The organism is Micromonospora sp. WMMA1947 (assembly GCF_027497355.1).
Taxonomy (GTDB): domain Bacteria; phylum Actinomycetota; class Actinomycetes; order Mycobacteriales; family Micromonosporaceae; genus Micromonospora.
Window position 1 is genome coordinate 4,217,399 of record NZ_CP114909.1, and the last position, 14,844, is coordinate 4,232,242.

A 14,844-nucleotide genomic window follows, 5' to 3' on the forward strand; every position below is an offset into this window, starting at 1 on the left:
CCCGCCGGTGTGCAGGTCGTGCCGGCTCGTCAGGGCGCTGGTTGGCCAAGACAGAGCCGGTCGGCGACGTCCCGTGCCCAGAATCGGTATCCGTGGGTCGACGGGTGGAAGCGGTCGATGCTGAAGAAGTCGGGTGGCGGCGTCCCGGCGGGTTGGTCGATGAACGACGTTCGGGGGTGGTCGCAGCAGACCTCCCGGGTGACCGCGTCCAGTGCGGCGGCGCGCTCTCCGAGATAGCGCGCGAGGGTGGCCGGAATGGCCGGGAACAGGGTGAACGGCGGAAGTCCCACTACCGCCACCCGGTGTGCGCGGCGGGTGAGCCCGGCGAGGATACCGGTCAGGTCCTCGCGCCAGAGGTCCGGTCCGCGGCCGGCCAGCACGTCGTTCGCGCCGGCGAGCAGCACGACCAGGTCGAGGTTCTTGTTGAGGCGCGGCACGAGCTGGAATCGGATCCGGCGGGAGGTGGCGCCGAACTGGCCGACGGCCTGCCAGTCGACCGGCCGACGGGTGCGGGCGGCCAGTTCCCGTGCGAGGCTGGCCGCGAACGCCTCCTCGCCGTCGGTCACGCCGCAGCCGGCGGCGGTCGAGTCGCCCAGTACGGCCAGGCGCAGCGGCTCCGCCTCGGGGCCGGGGACGGTGCCGCTGACACCGCCACCCGGTGCCGACGCGAGCCGCAGGGTCGAGCGCAGCCAGGCGCCCTGGACCACGACGACCGGCAGCCAGACCGGGTTCATGCCGTCACTCCGGCGCCGTTGCGGGCCAGGGTCAGGGTGGTGCGCAGGTCGAGAGTCACCGTGCCGCCGAGGTCGTCGATCACCCGGTCGAGCAGTTTGAGGCCGCGCTGCCGCAGTTGCGGCGGGGCGGTCAAAAACGGGCCGAAGGTGCGTACCAGTGCGAGGTACCGGTCCCGGGCGAGCTGCAGATGACGATGGAACTGCTGCATCCGGGCGTCAGTGAACATGTGGCTGGCCATCACATCGTGGTACATCCAGTCGGCCGGAGGTTCCCGCAGCGCCGGGTCAAGGGAATCCAGCGCCGATCGGATGGCAGCCGCGTGCCGGGCGTCGGCGAAGCCGTACCGGTGCCCGAACAGGGCGAGGACGCCGCCGGGTGCCAGGGCGTCGCGGGCCCGGGAGGACCGGGTGTGCGGGTCCAGCCAGTGCCACGCCATGGCGCAGCCGAGCACGTCCACCCCGCCGGGCGGCGGAGTCCACTGCTCGAACGTTCCCGTATGCACCTCGGCCCGCGGAACCTTGTCCTTCAGAAGGCCGGCCATGCGTGGATCCGGCTCGATGCAGATCAGCGGCGCGCCGATGGCGGCCAGCACCTCGGTGCCCTTGCCGGTGCCGGCGCCGATCTCGGCCACCGAGGCGGGCCCGCTGCCGTGGTAGGCCACGATCGCATCGGCAACGCCGGCCGGGTAAGCGGGCCGCTCCCGCTCGTAGAGGGCGGCCACGTGACCGAAGACGTTCATGACGACCTCCTGGGCGGCAGCGCCCCCGTGTACGCTGCCGTATACGGAAGGCTAGCTGGCCATGTACGGTGCCGTATACGGCGGAGTGAGGTGGATCACATCAAGTTCGAAACGCGGACCCCGCGAGACCGATGGATCGAGGCCGGCCTCGAGGCGCTCGCATCCGGCGGTCCGGATGCGGTACGGGTCGAGGCGCTGGCCAAGCGGCTCGGCGTATCCAAGGGCGGCTTCTACGGCTTCTTCGCCGACCGTGATGCGCTGCTGACGGCCATGGTGGACACCTGGGAGCGGGAGAGCACCGACGAGGTCATCAACCGTGTCGAGAAGGAAGGCGGCAGCCCGAAGACCCGAATCGCCCGAGCCGGCGTCCAGACCTTCTCCAGTGACCGGCTGCTGCCGATCGACCTGGCGATCCGTGACTGGGCCCGGCGCGACCCGGTGATCGCCGATCGTCTCCGCAGGGTCGACAACCGGCGGATGGGCCTCCTGCGGGAGATGATCGGCACCTTCTGCGACGACCCGGACGAGGTGGAAGCCCGCAGCGTCCTCGCGTTCTGCCTCCTGATCGGCGAGCACTTCCTGGCCGCCGACCACGGCGATCGATCCCGGGCGCAGGTGCTCCGTCGCGCGGGTGACCTCATCCTGAACCGACACCCGGGCCAAACGCCGGCGTGACCGGCCGCCGCACGGGCCAGGGTGGCGTCCGCTCATACCGCGATTCAGCGGTTCGCCGGTCGGGGCGCGCTCAGTCGGGCCAGCAGATCACCGCGTCGCCGGCCCGTGCGGCCGCGACGAGCAAGCGGTACGTCGCTGAGATCGTCACGGACATCGCGCGTGAGACGTGACCGCTCCGCCGGCGTAGGCGTCTTGCGGGGCACACAGAGCCGGGAGGTCTCGACGGCCTCCCGGAGCCATCGCCGGTCGACGTCCGAAACCACACTTCCCCCGTTCCTTGGAAACGTCAGACTGATGTGCGTCGTACCGCACGGCAACGGGTCACTTCTGTGCGCCAGGGACAGACAGCGGCAGCAACCCGGCGGCGACTGCGGCGACGACGACCAGCAATCCGGCGACTGTCATCACGACGACGCCCGGAAGGCAGTACGCGAGCGCGGGCCACCTGGCCTGATGCGGTCCACACCGATACCGTGCTGTTGTGCGACTGGCCCGTGACCGCCGACAGGGTCCGTTGGCGAGCCTGCAGCTCGGCGGCCGGGCAGGAGCAGCGCTTCGGCTCCCACCGCCCGAAACCCAGCAGCTTGAAACGCCCGCACGCTGCGGGCGTTCCCGGCGGCCTGCTGGGACCAGACCGGCTGCCGATCAGGCACCAGATGCCGTGCGGCCAGCGCCAGCGACCGCCCCAGCCCTCGATGACGAAGCCCTTCATCGACCTCTATGGAGGCCTCCCAGCGGCCCGCCACACCTTGGCCCAGGACGATCACCCCGCCGTCAGCCGCCCAGACGCGAATGTTGTCACGACGGTGGCGCGCTCTGCCCGCTCGGGGGTGATCGGCTTCAAACAGCTCGGTCAGTCGCAGGGGAGGCGCGCCGGCGAGCGGGCTCGCGACAGTCAGCAGATCAATCGTGTCCATGGATCGCCCTGTCCGGCCGAGCAGCGCGCTCAAAAAGCCCGGATTCATGGTGGCGGCCAGGGCATCGCAGTCCAGGGCCGCCAGGACGCCACGTACCCAGAGTGGATCCTCGTCCGTGAATACCACCGAGTGTGCGGTGAACGCGATCACTCCGGCATCGCGATGGTTTGGCTGTGGCACTACGGTGGTTCCGCCGTCCGGTGCGGGAAAGTGCCCGTGCGCGGCAGCATTCAGGATGTCGGCCAGTGCACTACTCATGATCAAGCTCTTTCCTGCCCGAATCGTCCAGGTGGCTTGAAGGTCGATCCTAGGCTCGCCACCCGAACCAGGGCTGTCCGTCCGATGAGTTCTTCGGCACGTCTGTGGTCATCAGCGACAGCGCTCCCAGTCGACGACCACGACCGCTCAGAGTCGGCGCGGTGTTGGCCCGAACGACGCTTTCGGCGGTGGGGCAATGGGTCGCGTTTCCGGGCCGGGTGACGGGTACAGCCCAAGGCTGCGACAGACATCCAGTTTGTGTTCCGGCCGGGGCCTACGAGGAACATCTGCCCGGACGCCGCCCGTCTCCTGCGGGCGGCCGTCCTCACTCGGCGGACGCGACCCCGACCAGCGTCGCCAGCTGAGCCCGCGACGTGATGCCCAGCTTGGGGAACGCCTTGTAGAGGTGGTAGCCCACGGTCCGTGGGCTGAGGAAGAGCTGGGCGGCGATGTCGCGGTTGGAGGCGCCGGCGGCGGCCAGCCGCACGACCTCGCGTTCCTGCGCCGTGAGCGCCAGCACCGCCCGGACCGCCGACGACGCCAAGCTGCTCCGCTTCGCCCTCAAGCAGGACGCGATCGGCTCAGGTGCCAACGGCGTCGTCTACCTCGCCGCCGCGGCGATCTTCGGCCGGATGTTCGGCCTTCCCGCCGGTCTCCTCTACCCCGTAGGCGTCTTCCTGGTCGCCTTCGCGGCCGCCCTGCTCTTCCTCGCGTCGAGGCCGACGGTGAGCCGACCCGCCGTGGTAGTCGTGATCGCCCTCAACATCGCCTGGGTCGCCGCGAGCGTCGAGCTGCTCGTCGCCGGCTGGTTCCCGTTGACCACCCTCGGCGTCGCGCTCGTCATCGCGCAGGCGGTGGTGGTCGCCGGCTTCGCCGCCCTCCAGATCGCCGGCCTGCGCCGGACCGCCTTCTGATTCGTGCTGATCCCCGGGTGCCCACTCCGGACCGGAACGCGGGGGGGGGGGGGGGGGGGGGGGGGGGGGGGGGGGGGGGGGGGGGGGGGGGGGGGGATCTCGCAGGCCGATCCGGCCGGCGCCCGTCCAGTGATCGAGACGCCCGTACCGTCTGCGACAACCCACGGTGTGCGCTGAAGTCGATCGCTCTGGCGTGGACCGCCCGGCGGCGGTGCCGGTAGTCCTCTCTAGACGCGGGTCGGCCGGCTGGCCGAGGAACTGGACGTACCGCCACCGGCGCTTGCGTGACGAAAGTCCGCATCGTGACTGAGAGGACGTGCGGGCGGGATGAGTCGTTCGCCGAGAGCCAGCACCAGGGCGGCCACGCCGAGCAGAGCGCCGATCAGCACCGTAGCGCGCACACCGTGGCTCGGCAGGGCCAGGCCGCCGACGAAGGCGCCGGCGGTGATGCCGACGTTGACCGCGGCGGAGACTGCGGCGGCGGCGAGGTCGGAGCGCCCGGGGGCCACCTGCAGTACGAGGCCGCCGAGCGTCGCGGTGAACGCGGCGAATGCCAGTCCGGCCAGAGCGATCAGGCCGACGGACACCGACGGCCGTTGGCCGAACGTGTACAGGCCGAGCAGTGCTGCCGATTGCAGTGCGACGGTCGTGAGGAGAGCGAGCCACGGGCTGCGGTCCAGCAGCGCGCCGACGGCGAGGATGCCGAGCACGCTGGCGATGCCACGCACGAACAGGATCGCCCCGACTGACGCGGCAGAGAATCCGCTGACCTCGGTGACGAAGAGGGCGACGTAGGTGTAGGCGGCGATGGCGCCGGCGGTCGCCAGGACGGCCATCGCCACCAGCAGCCAGAAGCGTCGGGCATCGGGCGTCGCACCTCGGGCGGCGTGTCCGTCTTCCGGCCGCGTCGAGGGCAGCAGCGCCGCCACCACGACGAGCACGACGGCGCCGAGCCCGGCTACCGCCAGGAACGATGTGCGCCATCCGGCGCGGTCGCCCAGCCAGGTGCCTGCGGGCACTCCCAGGGCCAACGCGACGGTGCCGCCGGCGAACACGACCGCGACGACCCGCCCGCGTCGTGCGGGCCGGAACAGCTCAGCCGCAGCCGGCACCACCACGGCCCAGAACAGCGCATGGGTCGTTGCGGTGACCATCCTGGCGACCAGGAGCAGCGCGAAGGTGCTCGTCAGTGCCGTGACGGCGGTGCTGAGAACGAAGCCGGCCAGGAGCGCCGACAGCAGCCGGCGGCGAGGGACCCTGCGGACCAGCGCCGTCAACGGTACCGAGGCGACCATCACCACCGCGCCGTACGCGGTGACGAGCATGCCCACCTGCGGCGGCGAGACGGCCAGGTCCACCGCCATCGGAAGCAGCAGCCCGACCGGCAGCGCCTCGGCGGTGGTGTAGAGGAACGTCCCGCCGGACAGTCCGATCAGCGCCCCCACTGCCCGTACGCGTCTCATCTGGCCCCCTGTTTCCGGTAAAAGGACTTACGATGGCAACACGCTAGCGGCGCCCGTCGATGCAGGTCAACTGGTAAAGTGAGTTTCGATGGAAACACTTGAGGGTGTGACGCGGGTGCGCCTGGTGGGCGGCAACCTCGCGCTGGACTTCATCAACACCCGTACCGGTCCGCCCGTCGGATCTCCGGACGGCGACGTGCTGACCGGCTACCCCGAGCTCGTCGCCTGGAGCGTGTACGCGGGTACGCTCAGCGAGCCGGAGGCGGAGGCGTTGCGGCGGCTGTCACGCGATGATCCGGCCGGCTCTCAGACCGCCTTCGCCCGATCGCTGCGGATCCGCGACGACCTCGACGACGTGTTCCGGGCAGTCGCTGCCGATCGCAGCCCGGGCAGGTCCGTGCTGGCCCGTCTGCGGGACGACGAAGCGGACGCGCTCGGTCATGCACGACTCGACCAAGGGCGTACGTTCGAGTGGACCTGGCGGGACGACCAGACCCTTGCCCGGCCGCTGCGGCCGGTGGTGCACGCGGCGGTCCAGCTCCTCACCACCGGCGCACTGGACCGGATCAAGGGATGCGGCGGCTGTCGTTTCCTCTTCCACGACGAGAGCAAGAACCGCAGTCGCCGCTGGTGCAGCATGGACGACTGCGGAACGTCCGAGAAGATGCGCCGCTACGTCGCGGCGCGACGTACCCGCGCGACGAGCTGAGCCTGGCCCGTCACGATCCGGCGGCGCGGCTGTCAGTCGAGCCGGCCCACCCCGCAATAGGTGGAGAAGCGGCGAGGGTCCTCGTCCGGGTCGACCGGCCAGTCGGGCCGCCACTCGGGCAGTTGCACCAGCCCTGGCGGAATGAGGGTGTAGCCGGTGAAGAGCCGTTCGATCTCGGACCGGCTGCGTAGGGTCATCCGGGCGGTGTTGGCGTACCCCTGGTTGTAGGTGTCGCGTAGCGCCAGTGCGTCGGAACGTTCGTCGGAGGAGGCGTGTGACAGGGCGAGGTAGCTGCCCGGGGCGAGCCGGTCGCGGTAGTGGGCGATGATCGGCGCCGGGTCGGTGGTGAGCTGGTGCAGCACGCCCACCAGCAGGACCGCGACCGGCCGGTCGAGGTCGAGCACGTCGCGCAGTGTCGGGTCACCGAGCACCGCCTCGGGCTGGGTGAGGTCGGCGTGCAAGACCACGGTCCGCGGGTCGTCGGCCAGGAGGCGTCGGCTGTGGTTGTACGCCACGGGGTCGATGTCGACGTACGCGACGACGGTGTCCGGGGCGGCCTGGCCGGCGACCTCGTGCACGTTGCCCACCGTGGGGATGCCGGAGCCGAGGTCGAGGAACTGCCGGATGCCCGCGTCGACGAGCGCCCGAACCGCGCGACGCAGGAACGCGCGGTTGGCCCGCATGATGTGCCCGATGTCGGGCATGGCCTGCTCCATGCGGGCCGCCAGCGCACGGTCCGCCGCGAAGTTGTGCGACCCGCCGAGGAAGTAGTCGTAGACCCGCGCAGGGCTGGGCGTGTCGAGATCGGGGGTGAGGTCCATGACACAAGTGTCCGTCGATACGCCTGTTCCGCGCTGTCCTGCGACACCCGACGACGTTCCTTGAGGGTGTCCACGACGTGCGGAAAGCCGGAAACGCGTTCTCCGAATGACGTTCGCTTCCGTAGGATCTCCGGCGATCAAAGGGGATGAGACGGTGGGCGACTTCCAGCAGTTCGTGACAGATGTGACCTCGCGTCTGTCCACCATGTCCAGGGGTGAGTTGTACCTCGTGGGCGACGGTCTCGACCGGGACTCGCTCTGGCTCACGTTCCTCGAGTCCTTCCCCGCCGGCACCAATCTGCGGTTCCGTGAGCGGTCCGAGTACGACTGCTCGACCTGCCGGGGGTTCATCAAGCACTTCGGCAACGTCGTCGAGATCCACGACGGGCGGGTCCGTACCGTCTGGTCCGGGGTGTCGGCATCCGACCCGGTCTTCTCCGTCGTCGCCGCCGCGATGGACGAGTTCGTCCTCTCGCTGCCGTTGTCCACCATCTTCCGGTCCAGCCAGGCGCAGTACGGGACGAAGACCACCCGGACGCTGCGCGACGGCCAGGTCGAGGTGTGGCATCACCTGCACGGCCGGGTGGCAGAGCGGCATCACACCGAGGACGTCGGCGCGGCGCAGGGCACCTTCGACGGCGCGGTGCAGGTCTTCCGGCGTGGCCTGGCCGAGCTGACCCGGCACGCTCTGGACACCGTGGTCGACCTGATCGACGACAACGCCCTCTACCGCGGCACGGAGCATCGTCCGGCGGTGACCGAGTTCCGGTCGCTGCAGAGCCGGTGGGCGAAGGCGACCGACGGACGCGCCTTCGTCTTCGCCAACGCCATGAACCCGGCGGCACGTCTGCGCAACACGGTGATCGGCACTCTCGTCCAGGATCTCTCCGCGGGCGTCGACCTGGCGCAGGCGGTCCGGTCGTTCGAGACGAAGGTGGCACCGCAGAACTACCAGCGACCCACCGCGTTGATCACCCCGGCCAGGGTCAAGGCTGCCATGAAGACCATTGACGAGCTGGGTATCGAGGATTCGTTGCAGCGACGGTTCGCCCGGCTGTCCGACGTGTCGGTCACCAACGTGCTGTGGGTGGACAACGACACACAGCCGCTGATGAAGGACGGCATCGAGGGGCTGCTCATGCAGGCGGCCACCACGACGTCGACGGGCGCGCGCCTTCGTGACGCGAAGCCGGAGGAGGTTCCCGTGGTCTCCTTCATGAAGGACGTCCTGCCCGGCGCCACCACCATCGACCTGTGGGTCGCCAACGCCTACGAGCCGCACTTCGTCAGCCTCACGACCGGGCGCCACCCGGCTGCTCCGCGGTTGTTCAAGTGGGACAACGATTTCGGCTGGTCGTACGGCGGCAACGTCACCGACTCGATCCGGGAGAAGGTCAAGCGGGCCGGCGGCAACGTCACGGGCAAGCTGCGGGTGAGCCTGTCCTGGTTCAACCACGACGACCTCGACCTGCACGTGTTCGAACCCAACGGCGACCACATCTGGTACCAGGAGAAGCGCAACAAGCTGGACGTCGACATGAACGCCGGCGGGCCGCTCTCCCGTGAGCCGGTGGAGAACGTCACCTGGGCCGACCGTGTGCCCGACGGTGAGTACCGGATCGAGGTGAACCAGTACCGCAAGCGGGACAGCGCGCAGGTCGGCTTCGTGATCGAGACCGAGAGCAACGGGAAGATCGAGCATTACCGCCACGAGCGCGCGGTCGGCCACAAGGAGACCGTCGAGGTGGGCCGGATGACTGTCTCCGGCGGGGTGATCACCGCTTTCCGGCCGGGTAAGGACGTGCAGCAGGGCAGTGCGGGCAAGGAGTTGTGGGGCATCACCACCGAACAGTTCGTACCGGTCTCCACCGTCATGTACTCGCCGAACTACTTCGACGACCACGAGGTGGGCAACCGGCACTACTTCTTCATGCTGAAGGGGTGCGTGAACGACCAGCCGACGCGGGGGATCTACAACGAGTTCCTCCGCGCCGATCTGCAACCGCACCGCAAGGTGTTCGAGGTTCTCGGCGACCGCTGGCGGTCCTGGGCCGCAAGCAGGACGCGGTCCTGGAAAACCTGACCGAGGCAGAGCTGCTGGCACGGATCAACAACCTGTAGCCCGCCTGCGGTCGGCCTCGGCCAGCCGGTCCGCACATCGACCGGACGCCCCGTCATCGGCTTGGGCGTGCACGGGATCGGGGACACGACCCACAGGCTCACGGTGCGCGCTGAGATCGGCTCGGCGCGCACCGTCTGCGTATTCGCCGGCACCCGATCCCTCATCCCGAGCACACTGTTGCCCCCGCCGGTGACGATCCTCTACGGTCGGCTGAAGCGGTGGGCGGTGCGGTCCGCATCCGACCGACACCGCCGGGTGCCCCTCGCGCGGGCCGGGACGGTGGAGTCCCGGGCCACCCCGTCGGGGGCGTCGCGGCGGTCGTGTGACTCCAGCTCGTCCTCCGGGTGGTGCTGCCCGGCGCGGCTCCGCGCGGAGCCGGCGGCGAGCGGGCCACGCCGACCCCCACCGGAGAATCCCGTGTTCCTCAGCCCGCACGAACAGGACCGCCTGCTCGTCCACGTCGCGGCCGACGTCGCTCGCCGCCGCCGCGAGCGCGGCCTGCGACTCAACTATCCCGAAGCCGTCGCGATCATCGTGGCCTTCCTGCTCGAAGGGGCCCGCGACGGACGGTCGGTGGTCGACCTCATGGCCGCCGGCCGGACGGTGCTCGGCCGCGAGGACGTCCAGGACGGCATCCCCGAGATGCTGAGGGAGGTGCAGGTGGAGGCGACGTTCCCGGACGGTACCAAGCTCGTGACGGTGCACCACCCGATCCCGTGATCCCCGGGGAGATCCTGCCGGCGGCCGGCCCGGTCGAGATCAACGTGGGTCGGCCGGTGACCACGGTGGTCGTGGTCAACACCGCCGACCGTCCGGTGCAGGTCGGTTCGCACTACCACTTCGCCGAGGCCAACCCGGCCCTGATGTTCGACCGGGCCGTCGCCTGGGGTCAGCGTCTCGCCGTTCCGGCGGGAACCTCGGTCCGGTTCGAGCCGGGCGTGAGCCGCGACGTCGAGCTGGTCCCGCTCGGCGGCGCACGCGTCGTGCCCGGTCTGCGCGGCGAGTGCGCCGGGCCGCTCGACGAAGCGTCACCGACCGCGCCGGAAACCGGCGCGCCGCAAACGGACGCGCCGACGAGCGACGGGCCGGCGCGGTGAGCGCCGTGCGGCGGGACCGCTACATCGACTTGTACGGGCCGACCACCGGCGACCGCATCCGGCTGGCCGACACGAGCCTGCTGATCGAGGTGGAGACCGACCACTGTGTGGGCGGCGACGAGGCGGTCTTCGGCGGGGGGAAGGTGATCCGCGAGTCGATGGGCCAGTCGCGGGCGACCCGCGCCGAGGGCGCGCTCGACACCGTCATCACCGGTGCGGTGGTGCTCGACCACTGGGGCGTGGTCAAGGCCGACGTGGGTCTGCGCGACGGGCGGATCGTGGCGCTGGGCCGGGCCGGTAACCCGGACACCATGCCCGGCGTGCACCCCGAGCTGGTCATCGGCCCGGCCACCGAGGTCATCGCCGGCAACGGCCGGATCCTCACGGCCGGCGCCGTCGACACCCATGTGCACTTCATCTGCCCGGAGATCGTCACCGAGGCGCTGGCAAGTGGCATCACCACACTCGTCGGCGGCGGCACCGGCCCCGCCGAGGGCACCCGGGCCACGACCGTCACCCCGAACGCCTGGCACCTGGCCCGCATGCACGAGGCGCTGGACACGCTGCCGGTCAACGTGCTGCTGCTCGGCAAGGGCAACACCGTCTCGCCGGAGGCGCTGTGGGAGCAGTTGCGCGCCGGCGCGGGCGGGTTCAAGCTGCACGAGGACTGGGGCACCACACCGGCGGCGATCGACTCCTGCCTGCGGGTGGCGGACGCCTCCGGGGTGCAGGTGTCCATCCACACCGACACCCTCAACGAGGCCGGTTTCGTGGCCGACACGCTGCGGGCGATCGCCGGCCGGGCCATCCACTCGTACCACACCGAGGGGGCGGGAGGCGGGCACGCGCCGGACATCATCACGGTGGCCGGCGAGCCCAACGTGTTGCCGTCGTCGACCAACCCGACCCGGCCGTACACCGCCAACACCCTCGCCGAGCACCTGGACATGCTGATGGTCTGCCACCATCTCAACCCGTCCGTGCCGGAGGACCTGGCCTTCGCCGAGAGCCGCATCCGGCCGTCCACCATGGCCGCCGAGGACCTGCTGCACGACCTCGGCGCGATCTCGATCATCGGCTCCGACTCGCAGGCGATGGGCCGGGTGGGCGAGGTGATCCTGCGAACCTGGCAGAGCGCGCACGTCATGAAGGAGCGGGTCGGCGCGCTACCAGGCGACGGCGCGGCCGACAACCACCGGGCCCGCCGGTACGTGGCGAAGTACACCATCTGCGCGGCCATGGCGAACGGGCTGGACCGGGAGGTCGGCTCGGTCGAGCCGGGCAAACTGGCCGACCTGGTGCTGTGGGAGCCGGCGTTCTTCGGCGTACGACCGCACCTGGTGCTCAAGGGCGGCATGATCGCGTACGCCCAGATGGGTGACGCCAACGCGTCCATCCCGACGCCGCAGCCGATGCTGCCGCGCCCGATGTTCGGGGCGTACGGTGCCGCCGCCTCGGCTACCAGCCTGGCGTTCGTCGCGCCGGCCGCCCTCGACGCCGGGCTGCGCCTCGACGTGCGGCGACGGGTGGTGCCCGTCGCGGACGTGCGCTCGCGGGGCAAGGCGGACCTGCCGGAGAACGACGCGATGCCCCGGATCGAGGTGGACCCGGACACCTTCACGGTGCGGATCGACGGTGAGGTGGTGGAGCCGGACCCGGTGCCACGCCTGCCGATGGCCCAGCGGTACTTCCTGTTCTGATGGCGACGTCGAGTCTGCTCCTGCTGCTGGCCGACGGCCGCTTCCCGGCCGGTGCGCACGCCCACTCGGGCGGCCTGGAGGCGGCCGTCGCCGCCGGCCGGGTCACCGACCTGGCCACGTTGGAGGCGTTCCTGGCCGGCCGGCTGGCGACCGCCGGGCTGGTCGGTGCGGCGTTCGCGGCGGCGGCGCACCGGGCGGTGACCTCGGCCGGTTCCGCCGTACGCCGGTCCACGCTGGCGTTGCTCGACGCGGAGCTGGACGCCCGGACGGCGGCACCGGCGCTGCGTACGGTGTCCCGTCGCCAGGGACGGGCTCTACTGCGCGCGGGCCGGGCCATCTGGCCGGAGGCGTCCTTCGACGACCTGCCCGCCACACCGGGCGGAGCGCACCAGCCGTTGGTGCTCGGGCTGCTCTGCGCCGCCGCCGGCCTGAGCCGCGCCGAGACCGCCACGGTCGCCACCCACGGGACGGTGACCGGTGCGGCCAGTGCTGCCGTACGCCTGCTCGGCCTCGACCCGTACCAGGTCCAGGCACTGCTGGTCGGTCTCGCCTCCCGGTGCGACGGCACCGCCGCCGCGGCGGCCCGGGCCGCCGACGACCCACCCGAGCGGCTGCCCGCGGCGGCCGCGCCCCTTGCCGACATCCATGCCGAAGCTCATGCCACCTGGGAGGTGCGTCTCTTTGCGTCCTGAAACCGTTGCGCCCGATGCCGACCGGAATCCCGCCCCGCACGACGAGACCGTTCCGCACACCCACCCCGAACCGGGGGTGGACCCGCATCCGCCGCTGGCGCAAGCCGGGCGGGCGCTGCGCGTCGGCATCGGCGGGCCGGTCGGGTCGGGCAAGACCGCCCTGGTGGCGGCCCTGTGCCGGGCGTTCGCCGGGGAGCTGCGGCTCGGCGTGGTCACAAACGACATCTACACGACCGAGGACGCCGACTTCCTCAAGCGGGCCGGCGTGCTGGACCCGAGCCGGATCCGCGCCGTCGAAACCGGTTGCTGCCCGCACACCGCCATCCGGGACGACATCGGGGCCAACCTCGACGCCGTGGACGAGTTGGCCGAGGCGGTCGGCCCGCTGGACCTGGTGCTGGTCGAGAGCGGCGGGGACAACCTGACCGCCACCTTCAGCCGGGGCCTGGTGGACCGGCAGATATTCGTGGTCGACGTGGCCGGCGGGGACAAGGTGCCGCGCAAGGGCGGACCCGGTGTGACGTCCGCCGACCTGCTCGTGATCAACAAGACCGACCTGGCACCGATGGTGGGCGCGGACCTTTCCGTCATGGACCGGGACGCGCGGGCCCGGCGCGGCGAGCTGCCGACCGTGTTCCTGTCGATCGTCGGCGACACGGCGGCGGGACCGGTCGCCGACTGGATTCGCCACGAACTGGCCCACCACGCGGCAGCGCATCCGGTCGCCGCGCGGGGCGGCCCGGCCTGATGCGCGCGTACGCCCGGCTGGTGGCCCGGGCCGACGGCCGGGGCGGCACGGTCCTCGCCGAGCTGCGCGGTGAGACGCCGCTGCTGCTGCGACAGACGCCCGGCAGCGGTCGTGCCGTGACCGTGTACGTCGTCGGCGGAGCGGCCGGCCCGCTCGCCGGCGACGACCTGCGGCTGGACATCGACGTGGGACCGGGGGCGGCGGTGCGGGTACACACCGTCGCCGCCTCGGTCGCCCTGCCCGGCCGGCCCGGCGTCGCGTCGCGGATGGCGGTCCACGCCGTGGTGCGCGACGGCGGCGCACTGCACTGGCTGCCCGAGCAACTGGTCGCGGCGGCCGGCTGCGCGCATCTCGCCGAGTCCCGGGTGGAGCTGGCCGCCGGGGCGAGGCTGACCTGGCGCGACGAGGTGATCTGCGGCCGGTACGGCGAGGCGCCGGGCGGCGCTGTCGTCCACACCCGGGTCGACTACGACGGCCGGCCGCTGCTGCGCCAGTCGCTGGCAGTGGGACCGGGTGCGCCCGGCTGGGCCGGCCCCGCGGTGCTCGGCGGCGCACCGGCCACCGGGTCGCTGCTGGTGGTGGACCCGTCGCTTTCCGACGAGCGGGCGACGGTCGAGGGCACCGTCGCCCGGCTGCCCCTGGCGGGTGGTCCGGCGACACTGTGGACCGCCACCGCTCCCGACGCGCACACGCTGCGCGCCCACCTCGACGTGCAGGTCGAGCCGCTGCTCACCGAGGTGGAGTGAAGCGAGGGTCAACGCCGAAGGCCGGCCGCCTCGGCGTTGTCGCGGCGACCCGCCGGGTCGAGCCGGGCGATCAGGTCGGCGAGATGGTCGAGCAGGGCGGTGTCGGCCGGTACGCCCGCCTCGGCGAGGCTGGTCCGGACCCGTTCGTCGACGCGGGCGTGCTCACGGCGGCCCCGGGCGGTCAGGTAGGCCCGGATACGGCGCCGGTCCAGCGGGTCGATCCGCCGGAACACCAGGTTACGGTCGACGAGCTGGTCGACCAGCTTGGTGAGGGTCCCCGGCGGCAACGACGCCTCGGCTGACACCTCGCTCATCGGATGGCCCTGGCCGTCGGCGAGCAGGCACAGCACCCGCCACGCCTCGGTGGTCAGGTCGTCGTCGGCCAGAACGACGGCCAACCGGCGGGAGAGCAGCCGTTCGGCGCGGGTGAGCGAGCGCAGCAGATCGGCTGGCGTCCCGGGCACGTCTGACATGGAACTCCCTGGGCCGGTGGCCCTGTCATCGTAGC

The 14,844-nt window shown here is 71.4% G+C and carries 15 protein-coding genes and 2 pseudogenes; 10 read left to right on the forward strand and 7 right to left on the reverse strand.

Annotated features, from left to right (window positions below):
- Window positions 1-29 precede the first annotated feature (29 nt).
- A complete protein-coding gene (locus O7604_RS20080; RefSeq protein ID WP_281577373.1) occupies window positions 30-734 on the reverse strand; it encodes an SGNH/GDSL hydrolase family protein in 705 nt (234 codons plus the stop codon).
- Entirely contained in the window at window positions 731-1,474 is a 744-nt protein-coding gene (locus O7604_RS20085) for a class I SAM-dependent methyltransferase (RefSeq protein ID WP_281577374.1), read from the reverse strand. Before O7604_RS20085 ends, O7604_RS20080 begins: the two co-directional genes overlap by 4 nt.
- Before the next feature lie 90 nt (window positions 1,475-1,564).
- Between O7604_RS20085 and O7604_RS20090 the strand changes: the two genes are divergently transcribed.
- Complete coding sequence (locus O7604_RS20090) at window positions 1,565-2,149, forward strand: TetR/AcrR family transcriptional regulator (RefSeq protein ID WP_281577375.1); 585 nt, start codon at window positions 1,565-1,567, stop codon at window positions 2,147-2,149.
- A 536-nt stretch (window positions 2,150-2,685) separates the two neighbouring features.
- Here the strand turns inward: O7604_RS20090 and O7604_RS20095 are convergent.
- Window positions 2,686-3,324: pseudogene (locus O7604_RS20095) on the reverse strand (GNAT family N-acetyltransferase); the annotation flags it as partial.
- A 325-nt stretch (window positions 3,325-3,649) separates the two neighbouring features.
- The gene (locus tag O7604_RS20100) at window positions 3,650-3,844 is read right to left on the reverse strand and encodes a helix-turn-helix transcriptional regulator (RefSeq protein WP_348650991.1); all 195 of its coding nucleotides are present in this window, start codon (window positions 3,842-3,844) and stop codon (window positions 3,650-3,652) included.
- Between O7604_RS20100 and O7604_RS20105 the strand changes: the two genes are divergently transcribed.
- Window positions 3,831-4,238, forward strand: a complete 408-nt coding sequence (locus O7604_RS20105) for a hypothetical protein (RefSeq protein ID WP_281577377.1) — start codon at window positions 3,831-3,833, stop codon at window positions 4,236-4,238. The two genes, O7604_RS20100 and O7604_RS20105, sit on opposite strands and share 14 nt — an antisense overlap.
- A gap of 227 nt (window positions 4,239-4,465) precedes the next feature.
- Here O7604_RS20105 and O7604_RS20110 read toward each other — a convergent pair whose 3' ends face one another.
- A complete protein-coding gene (locus O7604_RS20110) occupies window positions 4,466-5,683 on the reverse strand; it encodes an MFS transporter (RefSeq protein ID WP_281577378.1) in 1,218 nt (405 codons plus the stop codon).
- Window positions 5,684-5,789: 106 nt separating this feature from the next.
- Here O7604_RS20110 and O7604_RS20115 point away from each other — a divergent pair, with 106 nt between their 5' ends.
- Window positions 5,790-6,410, forward strand: a complete 621-nt coding sequence (locus tag O7604_RS20115; RefSeq protein WP_281577379.1) for an ABATE domain-containing protein — start codon at window positions 5,790-5,792, stop codon at window positions 6,408-6,410.
- Between the two features lie 32 nt (window positions 6,411-6,442).
- Here the strand turns inward: O7604_RS20115 and O7604_RS20120 are convergent, their stop codons facing one another.
- Window positions 6,443-7,231 (reverse strand): SAM-dependent methyltransferase, encoded by a 789-nt coding sequence (locus tag O7604_RS20120; protein WP_269705277.1) that lies wholly within the window; start codon window positions 7,229-7,231, stop codon window positions 6,443-6,445.
- Window positions 7,232-7,385: 154 nt separating this feature from the next.
- Here O7604_RS20120 and O7604_RS20125 point away from each other — a divergent pair.
- The 7 genes and pseudogenes from O7604_RS20125 to O7604_RS20155 all read left to right on the forward strand — a co-directional run.
- Window positions 7,386-9,266, forward strand: a pseudogene (locus tag O7604_RS20125) (hypothetical protein); the annotation flags it as partial.
- A 504-nt stretch (window positions 9,267-9,770) separates the two neighbouring features.
- On the forward strand, window positions 9,771-10,073 hold the full coding sequence (locus O7604_RS20130; protein ID WP_269705280.1) for an urease subunit gamma: 303 nt from the start codon (window positions 9,771-9,773) through the stop codon (window positions 10,071-10,073).
- The gene (locus O7604_RS20135; protein ID WP_281577380.1) at window positions 10,070-10,450 is read left to right on the forward strand and encodes an urease subunit beta; all 381 of its coding nucleotides are present in this window, start codon (window positions 10,070-10,072) and stop codon (window positions 10,448-10,450) included. The genes O7604_RS20130 and O7604_RS20135 overlap by 4 nt, the downstream gene beginning before the upstream one ends.
- Entirely contained in the window at window positions 10,447-12,150 is a 1,704-nt protein-coding gene (locus O7604_RS20140) for an urease subunit alpha (RefSeq protein WP_281577381.1), read from the forward strand. The genes O7604_RS20135 and O7604_RS20140 overlap by 4 nt, the downstream gene beginning before the upstream one ends.
- Window positions 12,150-12,842 carry an urease accessory UreF family protein gene (locus O7604_RS20145; RefSeq protein ID WP_269705283.1) on the forward strand — a complete coding sequence of 231 codons (693 nt, stop codon included), beginning with the start codon at window positions 12,150-12,152 and terminating at the stop codon, window positions 12,840-12,842. The genes O7604_RS20140 and O7604_RS20145 overlap by 1 nt, the downstream gene beginning before the upstream one ends.
- Window positions 12,832-13,590 carry an urease accessory protein UreG gene (ureG, locus tag O7604_RS20150; RefSeq protein ID WP_348650992.1) on the forward strand — a complete coding sequence of 253 codons (759 nt, stop codon included), beginning with the start codon at window positions 12,832-12,834 and terminating at the stop codon, window positions 13,588-13,590. Before O7604_RS20145 ends, ureG begins: the two co-directional genes overlap by 11 nt.
- On the forward strand, window positions 13,590-14,336 hold the full coding sequence (locus tag O7604_RS20155) for an urease accessory protein UreD (RefSeq protein WP_281577382.1): 747 nt from the start codon (window positions 13,590-13,592) through the stop codon (window positions 14,334-14,336). Before ureG ends, O7604_RS20155 begins: the two co-directional genes overlap by 1 nt.
- 8 nt (window positions 14,337-14,344) lie before the next feature.
- Here O7604_RS20155 and O7604_RS20160 read toward each other — a convergent pair whose 3' ends face one another.
- Window positions 14,345-14,809 (reverse strand): MarR family transcriptional regulator, encoded by a 465-nt coding sequence (locus O7604_RS20160; RefSeq protein ID WP_281577383.1) that lies wholly within the window; start codon window positions 14,807-14,809, stop codon window positions 14,345-14,347.
- Window positions 14,810-14,844: the final 35 nt, after the last annotated feature.